The organism is Prevotella sp. FD3004, assembly GCF_000746155.1.
Lineage (GTDB): Bacteria > Bacteroidota > Bacteroidia > Bacteroidales > Bacteroidaceae > Prevotella.
Genome location: NZ_JQKR01000008.1, coordinates 373,968 through 389,975 on the forward strand (window position 1 = coordinate 373,968; position 16,008 = coordinate 389,975).

At 45.4% G+C, this 16,008-nt stretch carries 13 protein-coding genes; 4 read left to right on the forward strand and 9 right to left on the reverse strand.

Features of this window, described 5'->3' with window-relative positions; translation table 11 throughout:
* Complete coding sequence (locus T325_RS01715) at positions 1-1,080, forward strand: DUF4831 family protein (RefSeq protein ID WP_081911006.1); 1,080 nt, start codon at positions 1-3, stop codon at positions 1,078-1,080.
* Positions 1,081-1,091: 11 nt separating this feature from the next.
* On the opposite strand, the gene T325_RS01720 is transcribed toward T325_RS01715, so the two are convergent.
* The 5 genes from T325_RS01720 to T325_RS12890 all read right to left on the reverse strand — a co-directional run bounded on the left by T325_RS01720 (position 1,092) and on the right by T325_RS12890 (position 6,553).
* A complete protein-coding gene (locus T325_RS01720) occupies positions 1,092-2,597 on the reverse strand; it encodes a sensor histidine kinase (protein ID WP_036909813.1) in 1,506 nt (501 codons plus the stop codon).
* A gap of 134 nt (positions 2,598-2,731) precedes the next feature.
* Complete coding sequence (locus tag T325_RS01725; protein ID WP_036909814.1) at positions 2,732-3,736, reverse strand: class II fructose-bisphosphate aldolase; 1,005 nt, start codon at positions 3,734-3,736, stop codon at positions 2,732-2,734.
* Positions 3,737-3,916: 180 nt separating this feature from the next.
* Positions 3,917-4,615 (reverse strand): LytR/AlgR family response regulator transcription factor, encoded by a 699-nt coding sequence (locus T325_RS01730; RefSeq protein WP_036909815.1) that lies wholly within the window; start codon positions 4,613-4,615, stop codon positions 3,917-3,919.
* Positions 4,612-5,634, reverse strand: coding sequence for a sensor histidine kinase (locus T325_RS01735; protein ID WP_036909816.1), 1,023 nt, complete (start codon positions 5,632-5,634; stop codon positions 4,612-4,614). Before T325_RS01735 ends, T325_RS01730 begins: the two co-directional genes overlap by 4 nt.
* Positions 5,627-6,553, reverse strand: a complete 927-nt coding sequence (locus tag T325_RS12890) for a TolC family protein (RefSeq protein WP_081911007.1) — start codon at positions 6,551-6,553, stop codon at positions 5,627-5,629. The genes T325_RS01735 and T325_RS12890 overlap by 8 nt, the downstream gene beginning before the upstream one ends.
* Positions 6,554-6,942: 389 nt before the next feature.
* Here T325_RS12890 and T325_RS01745 point away from each other — a divergent pair, with 389 nt between their 5' ends.
* From T325_RS01745 to T325_RS01755, 3 genes are all read left to right on the forward strand, one after another.
* Positions 6,943-9,441 carry an outer membrane beta-barrel family protein gene (locus tag T325_RS01745; protein ID WP_036909817.1) on the forward strand — a complete coding sequence of 833 codons (2,499 nt, stop codon included), beginning with the start codon at positions 6,943-6,945 and terminating at the stop codon, positions 9,439-9,441.
* Positions 9,442-9,538: 97 nt separating this feature from the next.
* The gene (locus T325_RS01750) at positions 9,539-10,582 is read left to right on the forward strand and encodes a sensor histidine kinase (RefSeq protein ID WP_036909818.1); all 1,044 of its coding nucleotides are present in this window, start codon (positions 9,539-9,541) and stop codon (positions 10,580-10,582) included.
* A 5-nt stretch (positions 10,583-10,587) separates the two neighbouring features.
* Positions 10,588-11,340 (forward strand): LytR/AlgR family response regulator transcription factor, encoded by a 753-nt coding sequence (locus T325_RS01755; RefSeq protein WP_036909819.1) that lies wholly within the window; start codon positions 10,588-10,590, stop codon positions 11,338-11,340.
* On the opposite strand, the gene T325_RS01760 is transcribed toward T325_RS01755, so the two are convergent.
* The 4 genes from T325_RS01760 to T325_RS01775 all read right to left on the reverse strand — a co-directional run bounded on the left by T325_RS01760 (position 11,330) and on the right by T325_RS01775 (position 15,997).
* Complete coding sequence (locus T325_RS01760) at positions 11,330-12,559, reverse strand: MFS transporter (protein ID WP_036909824.1); 1,230 nt, start codon at positions 12,557-12,559, stop codon at positions 11,330-11,332. The two genes, T325_RS01755 and T325_RS01760, sit on opposite strands and share 11 nt — an antisense overlap.
* A gap of 3 nt (positions 12,560-12,562) precedes the next feature.
* Positions 12,563-13,243 (reverse strand): MIP family channel protein, encoded by a 681-nt coding sequence (locus T325_RS01765; protein WP_255327763.1) that lies wholly within the window; start codon positions 13,241-13,243, stop codon positions 12,563-12,565.
* Between the two features lie 102 nt (positions 13,244-13,345).
* Positions 13,346-14,344 carry a YqiA/YcfP family alpha/beta fold hydrolase gene (locus T325_RS01770; protein ID WP_036909827.1) on the reverse strand — a complete coding sequence of 333 codons (999 nt, stop codon included), beginning with the start codon at positions 14,342-14,344 and terminating at the stop codon, positions 13,346-13,348.
* A 21-nt stretch (positions 14,345-14,365) separates the two neighbouring features.
* Positions 14,366-15,997 carry a beta-N-acetylhexosaminidase gene (locus T325_RS01775; RefSeq protein WP_036909828.1) on the reverse strand — a complete coding sequence of 544 codons (1,632 nt, stop codon included), beginning with the start codon at positions 15,995-15,997 and terminating at the stop codon, positions 14,366-14,368.
* Positions 15,998-16,008: the final 11 nt, after the last annotated feature.

Below are 16,008 nucleotides of genomic sequence, written 5' to 3' on the forward strand. Positions count from 1 at the left end.
ATGCGCCGTTTCCTGTCTACACTTTTTGTAATTAGCTGCTCACTACATGTTTTCTCTCAAACATTAGTTGCGTCATATCATCCTGGCGTTACATCAGAAGGAGCGATTTATTATCTGCCAAAAACCGCGCTACGCATCACCGTTCAGGTAGAGAGAAGTTCTTTTACCCCAGGTGAGTTCTGCAAATATGCTGAGCGGTATCTACGCATGAAGGATGTTATCACTGAGCCTGCTATTAACTATAGCATCATAACTATACAACAGGAGCCTGTTGCCGTGGCTGACACCTCTAAGTGTTACGCCATCAAGTTCGATGCGCGCACTTCAGCCTGTAACGTACGTCTTTCGGCTGATGGCATCCTCCTTGGCATCAATACTGATGAAAAAATTGCCACCCCATGGTCATCAGCTGTTAATCAAAAGAAAAACAGGCGAAAGGAATTAATCAATCCCCGCTCCTATTTATCTGAGGAGATATTGGCTGCTGGTAGCACGGCTAAGATGGCAGAACTCATTGCACAGGAAATCTATGAGATTCGCGAGAGCCGAAACCTACTCACCCGAGGGCAAGCCGACTATATGCCCAAAGATGGTGAGCAACTTCGATTGATGCTCAATAAGCTAGAGGAGCAAAATCTGGCACTCACAAGTCTTTTTACTGGTGTTACAGTCTCTGACACGACAGAATACACTTTCACCATCACACCTAATAAGGACATCGAGAATCAGATTCTTTTCCGTCTATCTGACAAATTAGGCATTGTCGACGCAGACGATCTCGCGGGCGTACCTTATTATATTAATATAGAAAATCTTAAGACCGTTCCTCCTGTAGAGGTTATCGACCCCAAAAAGAAGCAAAAACAAGCGAACGGCGTCTACGTTAACATTCCTGGCAAGTTACGTTCCACCATCTCCAATGTTCAGGGAATGATGGTTAGCAACGAGTTTCCTGCAGGGCAGTTTGGTAACGTAGAGTTGCTCAGCGGCGCACTTTTCAATAAGCGATACACAACTCATCTACAACTCCACCCCATTTCGGGAGCTGTAGAAAAGTTACAAGCTGATCAACCCAAATAAAGAATTTTCCTTTAGATGTTCAAATCTAATACAAAGCGGGCACCCTTGGTAAAGCTAGAATCAATAGAGAGATCTCCCTTCATGTTCTGAGCCATCTGCTTGCAGATAGGTAATCCCAAACCATCTCCAGTGGTAAGGTCCTTGATCTCAAGGAAAGGTTTGAACACATCGTCACACTTCTCTTCAGGAATTCCACAGCCAGTGTCTGACACAATAAACTGGTATTTGTGCGGACTGCGTTTCTTGAAATCAAGCCAAATATTACCACCTTCAGACGTATATTCAGCGGCATTGTTCAAAAGATGCAGCAGGATATGCGATACATAATCCTTATGAAGTGTAACATTCATCTTTGGCACATTGACCATCAGAGTCACATTGTTCTTCACCTTGTCGCGTATCTGATCCATCTGATCCTCACAGAACTGTTGTACCTGAACTTCCTCGACTTCCGACATCTCATCTGGCGCATTCTGGAGTTTCGACAATGTCTGAATACGGTTAGAGAAATCAAGCAGCGCCTTTACTTCTGGTATACGGCTATCGAGTTTCTGGAGAGTTGGTTCCAACTGTGCAGAAATGTTACTGATGAACTTTGCCTTCAGGGCATCGCTCTCATTAGCCAGTTTAATAGTCTTTTTCTGTTTACGGGTCAGAAGGATGAAACGCATTAGCACCACACCACCAGCAACCAAGGCAGCAGCCAAGGCCGCCAACAACACGCAGAGACCTACAATAATCACCTGACGGGTGGTCAATGAACTGTCTTTCTCTGAGATAGCAGCCTCATTATCAGCAATCTGTTGCTTCAGAGCCCCAATCTCGTCAGCATGTTTCAGAGCGTTTGCAGAATCCTTCCAGGCAATATAATTGCTATACGACTGAGCAACCATATTGGCATTATTGCTCTTACGACCGTTAGCTATCAGAGTCTGATATACTTCATCAACCTTGTCATACTCCTTCTGCGCTGTTAGTTTGTCGGCCATTTCCTTAAAAACAGCATTCCCTTGCGCATTCATCCCAAACGTATAATAATAGATAGCCTTGGTATAGAGGAGGTCATTCTTCACACCTTCATTGGATGTTTGACCAGCCAGGCTTTCCAGAATATTCAATTGATCCTTGGCACTCTCGCTCTTTCTCAGTTTCATATACATTTGCAAGCGTTCCTTGGTCACCAAATAGTGCGATGCAGCCTTGTCGCTGGCCGTCTGTTTACTAGAGTTGATTGCATCGTCGGCACGACGCAACAGGTCGAATGCCTCTTTATAAAAGTTTTCTTTATAATACAGAGCCGTAGCCTTCACGGCACATTCTACTCCCTGACCTATCTGGCCCTTATTATAATAGTCGTTAAAAGCATGGATATACAATGAACGCGCACTGGCTATATTCTGTTTAGGGTCAATTGCTTCAGCACGTTTCTCTAAATCACTCTTCTGTACCTCCTGCGCGTTGACAAAGCCACCACAAAGAAGCAGATTAAATAGCAATACAAAAATCTTTTTGTTCATCAGTAGAATAAATAAGTGTTTAAATTTATGTGCAAAAGTAATCATTTATTTGTTTTTATCCAAATATTTGAGAAAAAAAATCCCCACTCTGCATGAAACAGAGCGGGGAATATATAAAGCACAAATGTCTCTACTTACTTAGCGAGCTTGCCGTCTGAACCAAGTACGTTCACAATCTTGTGGATGTACATCTTCTTCATGTTCTCGCGAGCGGGCTTCAGGTACTGGCGAGGATCGAAGTGATCGGGGTGCTCAGCCAGGTACTTACGGATAGCAGCAGTCATAGCCAGACGAGAGTCAGAGTCGATGTTGATCTTGCAAACAGCGCTCTTAGAAGCCTCGCGGAGCTGCTCCTCGGGGATACCTACAGCGTCGGGCAGGTTACCACCGTACTTGTTGATAGTGTCAACCTCGTCCTGAGGAACTGAAGAAGAACCGTGGAGAACGATGGGGAATCCAGGAAGCTTCTTCTCGATCTCGTGCAGAACGTCGAATGCGAGTGGGGGAGGAACGAGCTTACCAGTCTTAGGATCGCGTGTGCACTGCTCGGGCTTGAACTTGTAAGCACCGTGTGAAGTACCGATAGAGATAGCCAGAGAGTCGCAACCTGTGCGTGTAGCGAAGTCGATAACCTCCTCAGGCTTGGTGTAGTGAGACTCCTCAGCTACAACCTCATCCTCAACACCAGCGAGCACACCGAGCTCAGCCTCTACAGTTACGTCGAACTGATGAGCGTACTCAACAACCTGCTTGGTCAGGGCGATATTATCCTCGTAAGGCAGTGAAGAACCGTCGATCATAACAGAAGAGAAACCGTTGTCGATACAGTCCTTGCAGAGCTCGAAGCTATCACCATGATCAAGGTGAAGAACGATCTCTGGATTCTCGCAACCCAACTCCTTAGCGTACTCTACAGCGCCCTTAGCGAGGTTACGAAGGATAGTACCATTAGCATAGTTACGAGCGCCCTTAGAAACCTGCATGATAACAGGAGACTTTGTTTCTACTGCAGCCTGAACGATAGCCTGCATCTGCTCCATTGTATTGAAGTTGAAAGCGGGGATAGCGTAGCCACCAGCCACTGCTCTCTTAAACATCTCGCGGGTATTCACGAGACCCAAATCCTTAAAATTTACCATAATTACGAATATAATATTTAAAATGAATAACGATTCAACCTAATCGACTGCAAAGTTACAAAAAAAAGTAAAAAGGTAAAGAAGTAAAAAGGTAAAAGTTACTAATGAATTCCTTTTTTATCACTTTTTTGTTTTTTACCCTTTTACTTTTTTACCTTTTGTAAAACGCAGTTTACAATCTCACACTAGCGTATGGTCGTCGAAATAGGCCTGAACAGCATCCTTATAGTTATCCGATACAGGAATAAAGGTGTCGCCAAACACAATCCGCAGGCGATCAACCGAAGGGGCTTCTGTCATATGAACGATATAGGAACGGTGCGTACGCAGAAATTCGGGCTTTGGCAGGTAGTCGTAGAGTTTCTTCATCGACATGAGCGAGAGTATTTTCTCACCATTCTTCAGATAGAAGCGGACATAGTCCTTCAGTCCCTCAATATAGAGTATATCGTCGAGCGAGATACGATGCAACTTGTAGTCGCTCTTCACATACACAAAACGTTCGTGTACCATCTTCCTCATAGTGAACCATTCAAGAGCCTTATCTGTAGAGTTCAGAAAATCGCTATACGAAATGGGCTTCAACAGATAGTCGAGGGCATTTACCTTATAACTCTCAATGGCATATTGGGGAAAGGCGGTTGTAAAGATGACCTTCGTCTCCTCGGGCAATATCTTAGCGAACTCAATACCTGAGAGTTCCGGCATCTGAATGTCGAGAAGAAGCAACTGCACGGATTTGTCACGCAAATCAGTCATAGCCTTGATGGCACTATCATAGACACCAACAAGTTTCAAATAAGGAGTTTTGTTAACATAGCTCTCCAATAAGCCTGCAGCTAAAGGCTCATCATCGATAATAGCACACTTGATAATCATAGTTTAATTATTATTGTAGATGAATAGATTCCCTCTTTTCCAACGACGCCCTTAACCCATTCGTAGCATCCCGCATAAGCATAATCAAGGCGTCTTTGTACTTGCTGAAGGCCAATTCCATGGCCACTGCGGTCATAGCTATTCTTGGGGTAGTTAGAGTTCTTAATATTAAAACAGATAGTATTATCACGCTGTGTCAGCTTGATATGTACGAAACTCGGTTCCGTAGGACTGATACCATGTTTAAATGCATTTTCTACAAGCGAGATAAAGATGAGAGGAGAAATCCTCACACAAGGATCCTGCACATCTTTCTCAAGTCTCACGTCAACACTTGACGACAGACGTATTTTCATCAGGCTGACATAGTTCTCTATAAACTGTATCTCGTCTTTTAACACAACTTCAGCTTCCTGGTTGTCGTATAGCATGTGGCGGAGCAACTTTGAAAGCTGCTGAATGGCATCTTGCGCGCGGGGCTGATCGATAGCCGTCAGTGCATAGATATTATTCAGCGTATTCAGCAGGAAGTGGGGGTTGACCTGCGAACGAAGATTTTTAAGTTCCGCATCAACACGGGCATTTTCTGCTTCCAGACGTGCTTCCTCATTTCGTTGCCATTTTGTAGCCAACACAATAGCCGTAGCCATACCCGCAGACATAGCCAGACTGAGCATATCACGGAAAATATAGTTCAGCGTATCAACCTTCGACTCATAATAATAACCTTCATGAAAGAGTGATTGGGTATAGGACGACCAAGAGTGCAGAAACGTGCCGAACACTACCACCATCAACAGGTTGAACAGCAAATAATAGCGGCGTTTACCTATAACGAAATTATATGGTGTCAACCAAAAGAAGTTCGCATAGAACACCACCATCATCAATAATGGCGTCATACAGTTCATGAGATACTGTATAACATTAACGTCGCTGCCCCTCATGAAAAGGAGCGGCGACAGGAACATATAGGCCCATATACCCACATGAAGAATTATATAAAGTGGCTTATTCATGACGGATTGCTTCTATAGGATCCATATTTGCGGCCTTCTGAGCTGGTATGTAACCAAACAGAACACCGATGAACACACACACCCAAAACGACACATAGATGCTCCAAGCCGGCACACTCGACGGCATACCGAATGAAGAGACAAACGTGCTCGCCCCCACCCCGACAAGGACGCCTATCAATCCTCCTGTAACAGATATCAGTACCGACTCAATGAGGAATTGCAGAGAGATGACTGGTCCTGTAGCACCTACCGCCATACGGAGTCCGATTTCTTTGGTACGCTCCGTGACAGACACCAGCATGATGTTCATGATACCAATACCCGCCACAAGCAAAGAGAAAGCTGCGGCTACCACGAGGATAATCGTCACCGTATCCATGGTCGACGACATAGTCTCCATCATTTCAGTCTGAGAACGGATGGTGAAGTCATCGTCGGCATCTTCTTTCAGCTTATGATTGTCGCGCAAAATCCGGGTGAGTTCCTGAATGGAGTAAGCCGTCTCTTGTGTTGAGAGGTCAGCCTGCTCCTCAGACAGTTTGTCAAGCTTGATGGTGTTCAGGTTTCGGTTGCCGTTCCATACGGTCCACTGCCCGCTCAGCGAGTAAGAGCCATTATATGAGGTCTTATCGACTTTCGCATTCACCATTCCATTGGTCACATACGACATACCCGAGTCTTTCCAGGGCTGGTAGCCCAGGCTCTGGTTGGTCGATGCGCTCAGCGTAGGCAGGAGCGCAGCCTTGGCGCCTTTCAAATCTTCCGTAGCGCTCTCCTTCTGCAGTTTCGACTTCTGGAGGGTGATATTGTTCGCCATCGCATAGTCGATACACTCCTGCAGCGTCCACTGTTTCTGTGCAAATCCTGCCGAAGCGCTCAGCAGTGCTACACCTATTGATAATAACACCTTTTTCATCTGCGATTAAGTCTCACTAAAATCCCTGCAAAGATACGTTTTTTCTCACAAACCACAAAATAAATTCAACAAGAATTAGCATTTAATAAACCAAGCCCACTTTTTCGTCAACAAATCAAAACGCCTTACACAGAAACAGTCATACTCAGAATCATGGCTACAACACCTGTTACCGCTATTGTTTTAGTTCGAGAGGAGTCTGACTTTGCTCCGAGGAAAGTCCGGGTTTGCTCCGTGCTGAGCATCTCTTTCATATATTTCGTCGAAAATATCCCCAGAAGTCGTCGAAATCTATTTGGGTGGTAACGGCAAATCACCTACTTTTGCACCAGAAAAACCCGCAAGGGGGGAACGAGAACAAAACAGAATAACAATAAAAAACAGAACATATGAAACAGTTAAAAGCATTTTTCGCAGCAACAGTGATGATAATGGCATCACAAGTAGCAATGGCCCAGACCACAATAAAGGGCGTGTTGATGGACGAAGCACTAGGTGAAAGCGAACCTTTCGCCACCGTCCGCGTATTTAAACAAGGTAAGAAAGATAAGCCTGTGGCAATGTTCCTCACCAAGGAAGACGGACAGTTCGCTCAGGAAGTGAAAGGCAAGGGTAAGTTCGACATTGTGTTCAGCAGTATAGGAAAGGAAGACCTGAAGCTGACTGTAACGCTCGGACAGCAGAACCCGCTGAATCTCGATACCTTATATATAAAAGAGAGCGCCACCATGCTGAAAGGCGTAGAGGTTGTAGCCCAGAAGCCATTGGTAAAGATGGACGTTGACAAAATGAGCTACAACGTGGCTGAGGATGAGGACTCGAAGTCGAACACCGTTCTCGACATGCTCCGCAAGGTTCCAATGGTTACGGTAGACGGACAAGACAATATCAGCGTGAACGGAAGTTCGTCGTTTAAAGTGTATGTTGATGGTATGCCCAACGTAATGTTCTCATCAAATCCCTCGATGGTATTCAAGAGCATGCCCGCCACAGCTGTAAAGAGCATCGAAGTGATGACCAACCCAGGCGCCAAGTACGATGCCGAGGGAGCTTCTGGCGTTCTGAATATCGTAATGAATAAGATGAACCCGCAGGCAATACAGAGTATGGATGGCTACAACGGAACACTGCGCGCATCAGCTGGTAACAAGCAACTTGGTGCCAGTGCTTTCCTGAACGGGCAAAAAGGAAAACTCTCTTACAGCGCTAACGTGATGACCTCTTACAACAAGCCTGGCACCACGGAGACCGAGATGGAACAGATTCAGGCCAATGGCGGTTCACAGCTGATGACCTCAACTAACGATGTAAAGACACCGTTTACAATGGGAAGTCTGACATTAGGTTACCAGATTGACGACAAGAGTGCACTGAACCTCACTGCTCAGGTGAATAGCATGACAATGAAGAGCAACGGCACCTCGCTGACCACCATGGGGGGCAATACCTATGGCACAGGCTTCAGCTATGGCAGTACTACCGATATGAAAATGACACGCACCTCATTTAATGGTAGTCTTGACTACCAGCGCTTTTTCAACAAGGAACACACTCAGTCGCTGGCCCTCACCTATCAGCTGAACTACAGCCCTGCTACTACAGAGTCGACCAACAACTTTGGCACGGCCTCATCAGTCATCGATCTGACAGACCGTTTCTCAGAAAATAAGGACAAGACCACCAATCACACCTTCCAACTCGACTACACCATGCCTTTAGGGACAGGACAGACACTGAGTCTTGGTAGCAAGTTACAGCTTCACGACGCGACATCAGATGCCAAATATTATCTGAAGAGCGTTTACGACCCAAACTCAAGCAGTGACTATGAGTACAAAAACTCCATCCTTGCGGGTTACGGCGAGTATGCAGGAAACTTCAACAAAGTTGGTGTCAAGGCAGGCCTTCGCTATGAGTACACTTGGCAGGATGTTGAATATCACTTGGGCAACGGAGAGGACTTTACAACCAGTTACGGTAACCTTGTTCCAACAGCCAGTCTACAATACAACATCGGCACAGGCAGCAACCTCGGTCTGACTTACAACATGCGTATCTCGCGTCCGGGCATCTCTTACTTGAACCCTTATGTAGACAAGACCAACCCTATCGCACTTACCTATGGTAATCCAGACCTTGACGTAGAGAAAAATCACAACCTCTCGCTGGTTTACAACCTGTTTACGCCAAAGTTGATGATTAACCTGAACTTGCACCACAACTTTGTAGACAACGCAATCTCACAGTACAGTTTCTATGACGACAGCAATCTGCTGAACACCACCTATGGAAATGTAGTCAAGCGCCATCAAACGGGTGTAAACGGCTATGTAAACTACCTACTTACAAAGGACACGCGAGTATTCTTCAATGGTGGCGTGAACTATACAGATCTTCGCAGCGACGCTCTTGCACAGAACAACAATGGCTGGACTGCCAACGCGATGGTAGGTCTTCAGCAGACACTACCATGGGATCTCAAACTGAGCGCCTTCGCAATTACCTCTACCAAAAGCTATACCCTTCAGGGCTGGAGCGGTGGATTTAATCTTGTAACCGCAAGTTTGTCGAAATCGCTGCTTAACGATAAGCTCAACCTGAGTGTTAGTGGAATTCTCGGCCTCAACGGTGGTGGAAAACTGAACATTGAGAGCAACAGTCGCGGTAAGGACTTCATAAGCCACACCAATATCAAAGTTCCCATTTATGGCGTGACCTTCACCGTAAGCTACACATTCGGAAACACGAAGGTGAGAACCAAACAACATGTGAACCGCGTTCAGAATGATTTCATCGAACAGCAGTCACAAGGCGAGATGCTTAACAGCGTAGGCTCTGGTACTGCAGGAACTGGTACTGGAACAACTAACGGCACCATGCCTCAGTAACATTCTCTCCTCCTGAGTATGGGGATTACTCAGGAGGAGGATTTTTATTTGTCCATTTTTTGTTCATTCAAAAAATAATACCTATCTTTGCAGTCGTATGAAGAAGATCGAAAGAAAAGACATCTGGTTGTTCGTGGCTCAACTTGCAGTATGGCTCATCATCATGCTGGCACTCCCGTTGGCCACTTTCCTCAGTACACAGGATTTCCATTCCACCAAAACCTCGTTCCGCGTGGTTTGGGGTATTATGCATTCACCCTTCGTGATTTATTTTACCAACTTCTACATTCTCGGACCTTTCCTGTTTTTCAAAAGACGCTTCTGGTTGTTTGTTTTTTGCAATCTAGCGCTCATTCTCTTCATGAATTTTCCCTTCATCTACGTATTCCTAGCCCGTGACCGCATTCCTGAAATGCCTGAGATGTCGCCCAACATGTGGATAGGATTCTTCTCTGGAGTATTCATGTTTCTACTGCTTAACTGCGTCATAGCAGCTATTGCCATCGGTATACGGCACTTTATACGCGTCCGCCAAATTAAACAGCAGTTGCAAGATGAAAAAGCAAAGAATACAGAGGCTGAACTTGCATGGTTGAAGAGTCAGATTAATCCCCACTTTCTCTTCAACACCCTAAACAATATCTCGAGCCTCACACAAATAAATCCTGATGCCGCACAGGATGCCATTGCTCAACTGAGTGACCTTTTGCGCTACGCCATGTATGAAACAAACAAGAAAACAGTACCCATTCAGGGCGAGGTAGAGTTTATGCGTAACTATATCGCACTGATGGAATTGCGTTGCAATGAGAAAACAGAGGTGACCACAACCTTTGACGTCGGACAGAACATGGAAATTGCACCGCTTCTATTCATTTCACTCATCGAGAATGCCTTCAAGCATGGCGTAAGCAGTAATCGTCCTTCAAAGATTGACATCAATCTGCTACAGAACGATGACGAACTGGTGTTCAGTTGTGACAACACCAACTATCCAAAGGACGATGCAGACCGTAGCGGTTCAGGTATCGGTTTGGAGAATACCCGTCGTCGCTTAGATCTTATGTATGCCAACCGCTACAAATGGGAGCAAACACTCGAAGGTGAAATGTATCATATAAAAATCATATTAAAGATTTAAGAGATATGTCATTAACCTGTATCATTGTAGACGACGAGCCTCTGGCAGTCAAGTTATTGGAATCGTTCGTAGCCAAGACGCCAGATTTGGAGCTATTGGGCTCATTTACCGATTCTGTTGAAGCTATTAACGCCATCAAGGAACAGAATCCCCAACTGCTTTTCCTCGATATACAGATGCCGGACTTGAATGGCATGGAACTGGCTCATATGATACCAGCAGAGACGCGTGTGATCTTTACCACAGCCTTTAAGGAATATGCATTTGAGAGTTACGAGGTTAAAGCGCTCGACTTTCTCTTGAAGCCCATTCGCTACAATAAATTCATAGCCGCAGTGGAAAAAGCCCGCGAATGGTTCGGACGAAACCCTATAGAAGTCACAAACGACACAGCAGATGCCATAAAAAACTGTTCCGCAGAGATGCCGTCTACCATATTCCTCAAAGTCGATGGCGAATACCGTCAGATAAGCCTCTCTCAAATCCTATACGTTAGTGGATTGAAAGACTACGTTATGTTCTATCTTGAGGGTGAGCGCAAACCGCTTGTCACACACCTGACAATGAAATCGGTTGAAGAGATGCTGCCAACAACACAATTTATGCGCGTTCACCGCTCATACATCGTAGCTCTTGACAAGATTCGAAGCGTAGACCGTAATGACTGCATCTATATAGGCGACGAGATTATCCGCGTCACCGATGCGTTCCGCGAGAACTTCATCAATTTTCTACAGTCAAAGTTTATCAACTCCTGAGTTTTCTTGCACGGCTCACTACAAGTCCAAAGCCATAGAGGGCCACGATGACATAACACAACAATGGAATGATGAATGGAACCACCATGTCGGTAGCATCGGCTATGATGCCTACCAGCAGGAATCCACATCCGCCCACTGGGGTCATCATCAATATGGATGAAGCACTTTTCGTCAAACTACCCAAACCGCGTACAGCCAGCGAGAAGATTGTCGGGAACATGACAGCTTCGAATAGGTAATTACCTATCAGACCAATCATAGACCAGCGGCCAAAATTCATCAGAACAAGCATTATGCAAGCCACACACCCTGCACCACATAGGAATAACATCATTTCAGCAGGCAGTCTTCTCATAATCAGACTACCGCCAAAACGCCCTACCATAAAGAATGCCAGTGCACCAGTCAGCACAATCGATGCCGTACGATCATCCATCCACCCCATTCCTGTTACATAATTAATGAAGTAGCTGTTAATAGATATTTCCGCAACCTCATAAGAGAGCAGGGCAATAAGTCCATAAACGAAGTATTTATGCTTCCATACTTTCAATAGTGGCTCACGCCCATACCTTGCCTTCTGTTCCATACCGTCGTGATGCACTATCTCAGGAAGACGCACCCTAGAGAATACCGCTGCTATCAACAGCACAACAATGCCAAGTATGACGTAAGGCACAGCCACATTACCATTGCCATCATCGCTGAACAAGAACTGACCGACGGCAAAAGTTGCAAAAAGGCAACCCAGTCCGTTGAACGACTGCGACAAGTTCAGACGGCTTGACGCCGTCTCCTTATCGCCAAGTTCCGTCACATAGGGATTGGCCGCTGTTTCCAAGAACACCAGCCCTACACTGATTACGAACAATGCAAAAAGAAATGCTCCCAAAGTTCCTGCCTCTGTGCAGGGAACAAACAATAGTGATCCTATGCCAAACAGCAATAAGCCAAATACCACACCACGTCTGTAACCCATATAATTGATAAACAGACCTGCAGGTATAGCCATCAGGAAATAGCCCATATAGGTGGTCACCTGTATGAGCGATGATTCAGTAATAGAGATATGCATCTCATTTTGGAAATGCTTGTTCAGCACATCCAAAATGGCACGGGCAAATCCCCATAAAAAGAAAAGAGTAGTTATCAGAACGAACGGCACCAGATAGTTGGTGCCGTTCGTTCGAAAAAGGCTGTTTTTATTTGATTCCATTTTTTACTTATCAGAGCTATCAATGAGCTTCCATATTCCAGCAGCGCAAGCACCACCAACAAAAGGACCAATAATGAATATCCAAAGGTTTGCCAATGCTGTACCACCCTGGAAAACAGCAGGAGCTATAGAACGTGCAGGATTTACAGAGGTGCCAGTATAACGGATACATACCAAGTGAACAAGAATCAGCGACAAGCCGATAGCAAGGCCTGCAAAGTTGTTGGTAGCACCATTGGTCTTACTGGTAGCACCAAGCACCACGAGAACAAATACACATGTAAAGATTACCTCAGCCAGCAAGCCACCTAGAATACTCACATTAGCCTGAAGGTCATTAGCACCTGTTCCTTCTAAACCAGGAACATTCTCCGTCAATATATAGAGCAGCAGACTGCCTATGAAAGCACCTAAGACTTGGAAAAGTATATACATACCACAGTCCTTTGCATTCATTCGTCCGCTAAGAAAGCATCCGAGCGTGATAGCAGGATTGATATGACAACCACTGATACCGCCAATGGTATAAGCCATTGCCACAACAGCAAGTCCGAAGGCGAAAGCCGTTCCCACTACTGCGGGAATGTTATTTACAGGATCACAACCCAAGCTAACGGCAACGCCGCAACCCATCAGTACTAGCACCATCGTGCCAACCATTTCTGCTAAATACTTTTTCATAATCTTTATCGTTTTATGGTTTTAACAGGGGCAAAGATAGTAATTTTTCTTTTCCCCTCCAAACAATAATCCATTTTTTATCCTCATAACAACCATAAACCATCTTCATTGTCCGCCAAGTCTTAAGAAACAACTCGCAATATCATCCCAAGTCTTGAAAGTATCGCTACCGAAACAGATCTGTGTTGCCATGCCATCCCAATGTTGATCAGTGCCGATAAAATAATCACCATACAACAGTTGCCTCTGATTGGTAAAGACGGTATGTCCCCATGCTGGCACATTCACGTACTCATAGAGCCACTGATTGATATCGGTATAGTAGGAAGCATTGTCTGGTGCATCAGCCACAAAATAAAGCTGATAAGTCTCTAAGAGCGTACGGATTGTCTTCTGCGAAGAGCTATTGGGTTTTTGCCACTTATCCTTCAGTGCATCAATACCTATATATATGATAGGACGTTCCCTTCCCTCCTGACGGTCATCAATCCATCGGATGACGGGAACTACCGAGTGCATGAACGAATTGTCATTCATTCGATGTTCACCATGGAAGCGGATGGCCTTCGGATAGTGCCCACGAAACAAATCGTAGGTATTCACTGTAGTATCCTCGTCGCCGAAGAGTCCCCACACCCTCTCCTGTTCCTCGTCTGTTACAGCACTAAAACATTGTTCTGTCAAGTCCTTATATTCTTTGACAAGCGCTTTAGTTACTATAAAGTCCTGCACGCCATCTTGACGAGGGTTTGAAAAGTGCTGAGCTCCTATCATACCATGCTCCTTCATCGTGTCACCCATCCGCATAGCCGGGTTCACCAATATGCGGTCGAAGCCGTCAAGCATCTCCGCATACATGCCTCCCATTGAAGTACCAATAATCAAGTCGGGGGTCTCTGTTTGACATAGCCGACGCAACAGGTCTATAGCATCCTTCGGATGGATGGGCAGGTCGGGCGCAATCACTTCAGCATGAGGTAAAACCTCACGGATACGTGTCACCGTTCCGCTCTGTCCACTACTACCGAAACCATGCACATACAATACCTTTTTCCCTTTGAAGAGTTCTGGGAACTGCTTGATATATTGGTTTATTTGTTCCATACAGATAACAAAGTCACACAATCAGAATTGCCAACGGTTAGGTATCTGGCGCTCAGGCCATAGATGTTTGCAATAGGTGTAATGATAACGATCAAGGAGCTGAGTAAAGCCTGAAAGACGTTGTATAAAGTCTTCAAACTTTTTCTTCTCTGGTTGAGTCCATTGTACTTCGGCAAGGGCCGACATACGAGGCAGAGCATGATACTCTACCATACTTTCTGTAGTCAGGTACTCTGACCAAAGATTAGCCTGAGTACCAAGAATATGCTTGCGAGCCTCAACAGACAGACTATCAGGGGCAGGATCAAGTGCATAAACCTTCTCGATAGGAATAAAACCGCCACAACGACTAGGTTCAAATTGTGTATCTTCTACCTGTTGATAATCAAAATAACAATGAGTAGTGGGAGCCATAATCACATCGTGGCCCGTCTCAGCAGCCTTGGAGCCAGGATCCATTCCTCGCCATGACATAATCATCGCATCCTGAGGCGAACCATCAAGGATTTCATCCCACCCCAAAGCACGACGATGATGAGCTGTAAGAAAGTCGAACACACGTTTTGTGAAGTAGGCCTGTAAAGGTGATAATTTCGACGTGAGCGGTGAGAATTCCTCAGATTTTTGTTGAGGAGTTGGAAGGCTTTTCTGAAGTACTTGGCATTTGGGGCATTGCTCCCACTTTTCGGTAGGCGTCTCATCGCCACCAATATGAATCACCTCAGAAGGAAAGATATCCATAACCTCCGTCAATACATCCTCCACAAACTGATAGACACGCTCGTTGCTAACACAGAGCACATCTTTATAGACGCCCCAATAATGACCGACCTGATAAGGGCCACCAGTACAACCCAATTCGGGGTAACTGGCAAGAGCAGCCAACATGTGGCCAGGCATATCTATCTCGGGGACAACAGTGATGTGACGGGCTGCAGCATAAGCAACGATCTCACGGGCCTCAGCCTTGGTATAATAACCGCCATAAGGCTTATTATCATCAAGATCGGAGTTAGTCCCAATGATTGTGCCTGTTCTGTTAGCCCCCACCTCTATCAAACGAGGCCACTTCTCAATCTCAATACGCCAGCCCTGATCATCGGTAATATGCCAATGAAACACATTCATATTGTGAAGTGCCAGCAGATCAATGAACTTCTTGATGAATGAAACCGAGAAAAAATGACGAGAACAATCGAGATGCATGCCTCGCCAAGAGAATCGCGGAGCATCAGTAATGACTACGGCAGGAAGGGGCTGGAGCCCATCTATAGATTTTCTGAGTGTTTGGATGCCATAAAAAACACCTGCGGCAGAACCACCCTGGATTGTTATACCTTTATTATTTATAGTAAGTACATAGCCTTCAGAAGCGGAGACCTTCGGCGATACGGAGAGTTCAATATAACGAAGTTTCTTTTCACGCTTCTGCGAGATAGATGGTTTTATGCCTACCATGTCTTCCATATACTGCTGAAGGAAATCTGCTTCTTGCTGTAGCTCAACAGGGGAAAGGATCTGCACACTACCATCAAGTATAAATGGGGCGCCTTTCTGCATATCAACGCTCTGTGGTAAAGGCACAACATCATAGGTCACTGCTGATACTGCCACAGGCAGCAGCATAGCAACAAGAAATAATAGTTTTCGCATATATAAGTTCA

Excerpts from the sequence above, each read along its gene's own strand:
- T325_RS01730 (WP_036909815.1), bottom strand. The coding sequence starts at position 4,615 with ATGATTATCAAGTGTGCTATTATCGATGATGAGCCTTTAGCTGCAGGC.
- T325_RS12890 (WP_081911007.1), bottom strand. The coding sequence starts at position 6,553 with ATGAAAAAGGTGTTATTATCAATAGGTGTAGCACTGCTGAGCGCTTCG.
- T325_RS01735 (WP_036909816.1), bottom strand. The coding sequence starts at position 5,634 with ATGAATAAGCCACTTTATATAATTCTTCATGTGGGTATATGGGCCTAT.
- T325_RS01770 (WP_036909827.1), bottom strand. The coding sequence starts at position 14,344 with ATGGAACAAATAAACCAATATATCAAGCAGTTCCCAGAACTCTTCAAA.
- T325_RS01755 (WP_036909819.1), top strand. The coding sequence starts at position 10,588 with ATGTCATTAACCTGTATCATTGTAGACGACGAGCCTCTGGCAGTCAAG.
- T325_RS01775 (WP_036909828.1), bottom strand. The coding sequence starts at position 15,997 with ATGCGAAAACTATTATTTCTTGTTGCTATGCTGCTGCCTGTGGCAGTA.
- T325_RS01760 (WP_036909824.1), bottom strand. The coding sequence starts at position 12,559 with ATGGAATCAAATAAAAACAGCCTTTTTCGAACGAACGGCACCAACTAT.
- T325_RS01720 (WP_036909813.1), bottom strand. The coding sequence starts at position 2,597 with ATGAACAAAAAGATTTTTGTATTGCTATTTAATCTGCTTCTTTGTGGT.
- T325_RS01750 (WP_036909818.1), top strand. The coding sequence starts at position 9,539 with ATGAAGAAGATCGAAAGAAAAGACATCTGGTTGTTCGTGGCTCAACTT.
- T325_RS01725 (WP_036909814.1), bottom strand. The coding sequence starts at position 3,736 with ATGGTAAATTTTAAGGATTTGGGTCTCGTGAATACCCGCGAGATGTTT.
- T325_RS01715 (WP_081911006.1), top strand. The coding sequence starts at position 1 with ATGCGCCGTTTCCTGTCTACACTTTTTGTAATTAGCTGCTCACTACAT.
- T325_RS01745 (WP_036909817.1), top strand. The coding sequence starts at position 6,943 with ATGAAACAGTTAAAAGCATTTTTCGCAGCAACAGTGATGATAATGGCA.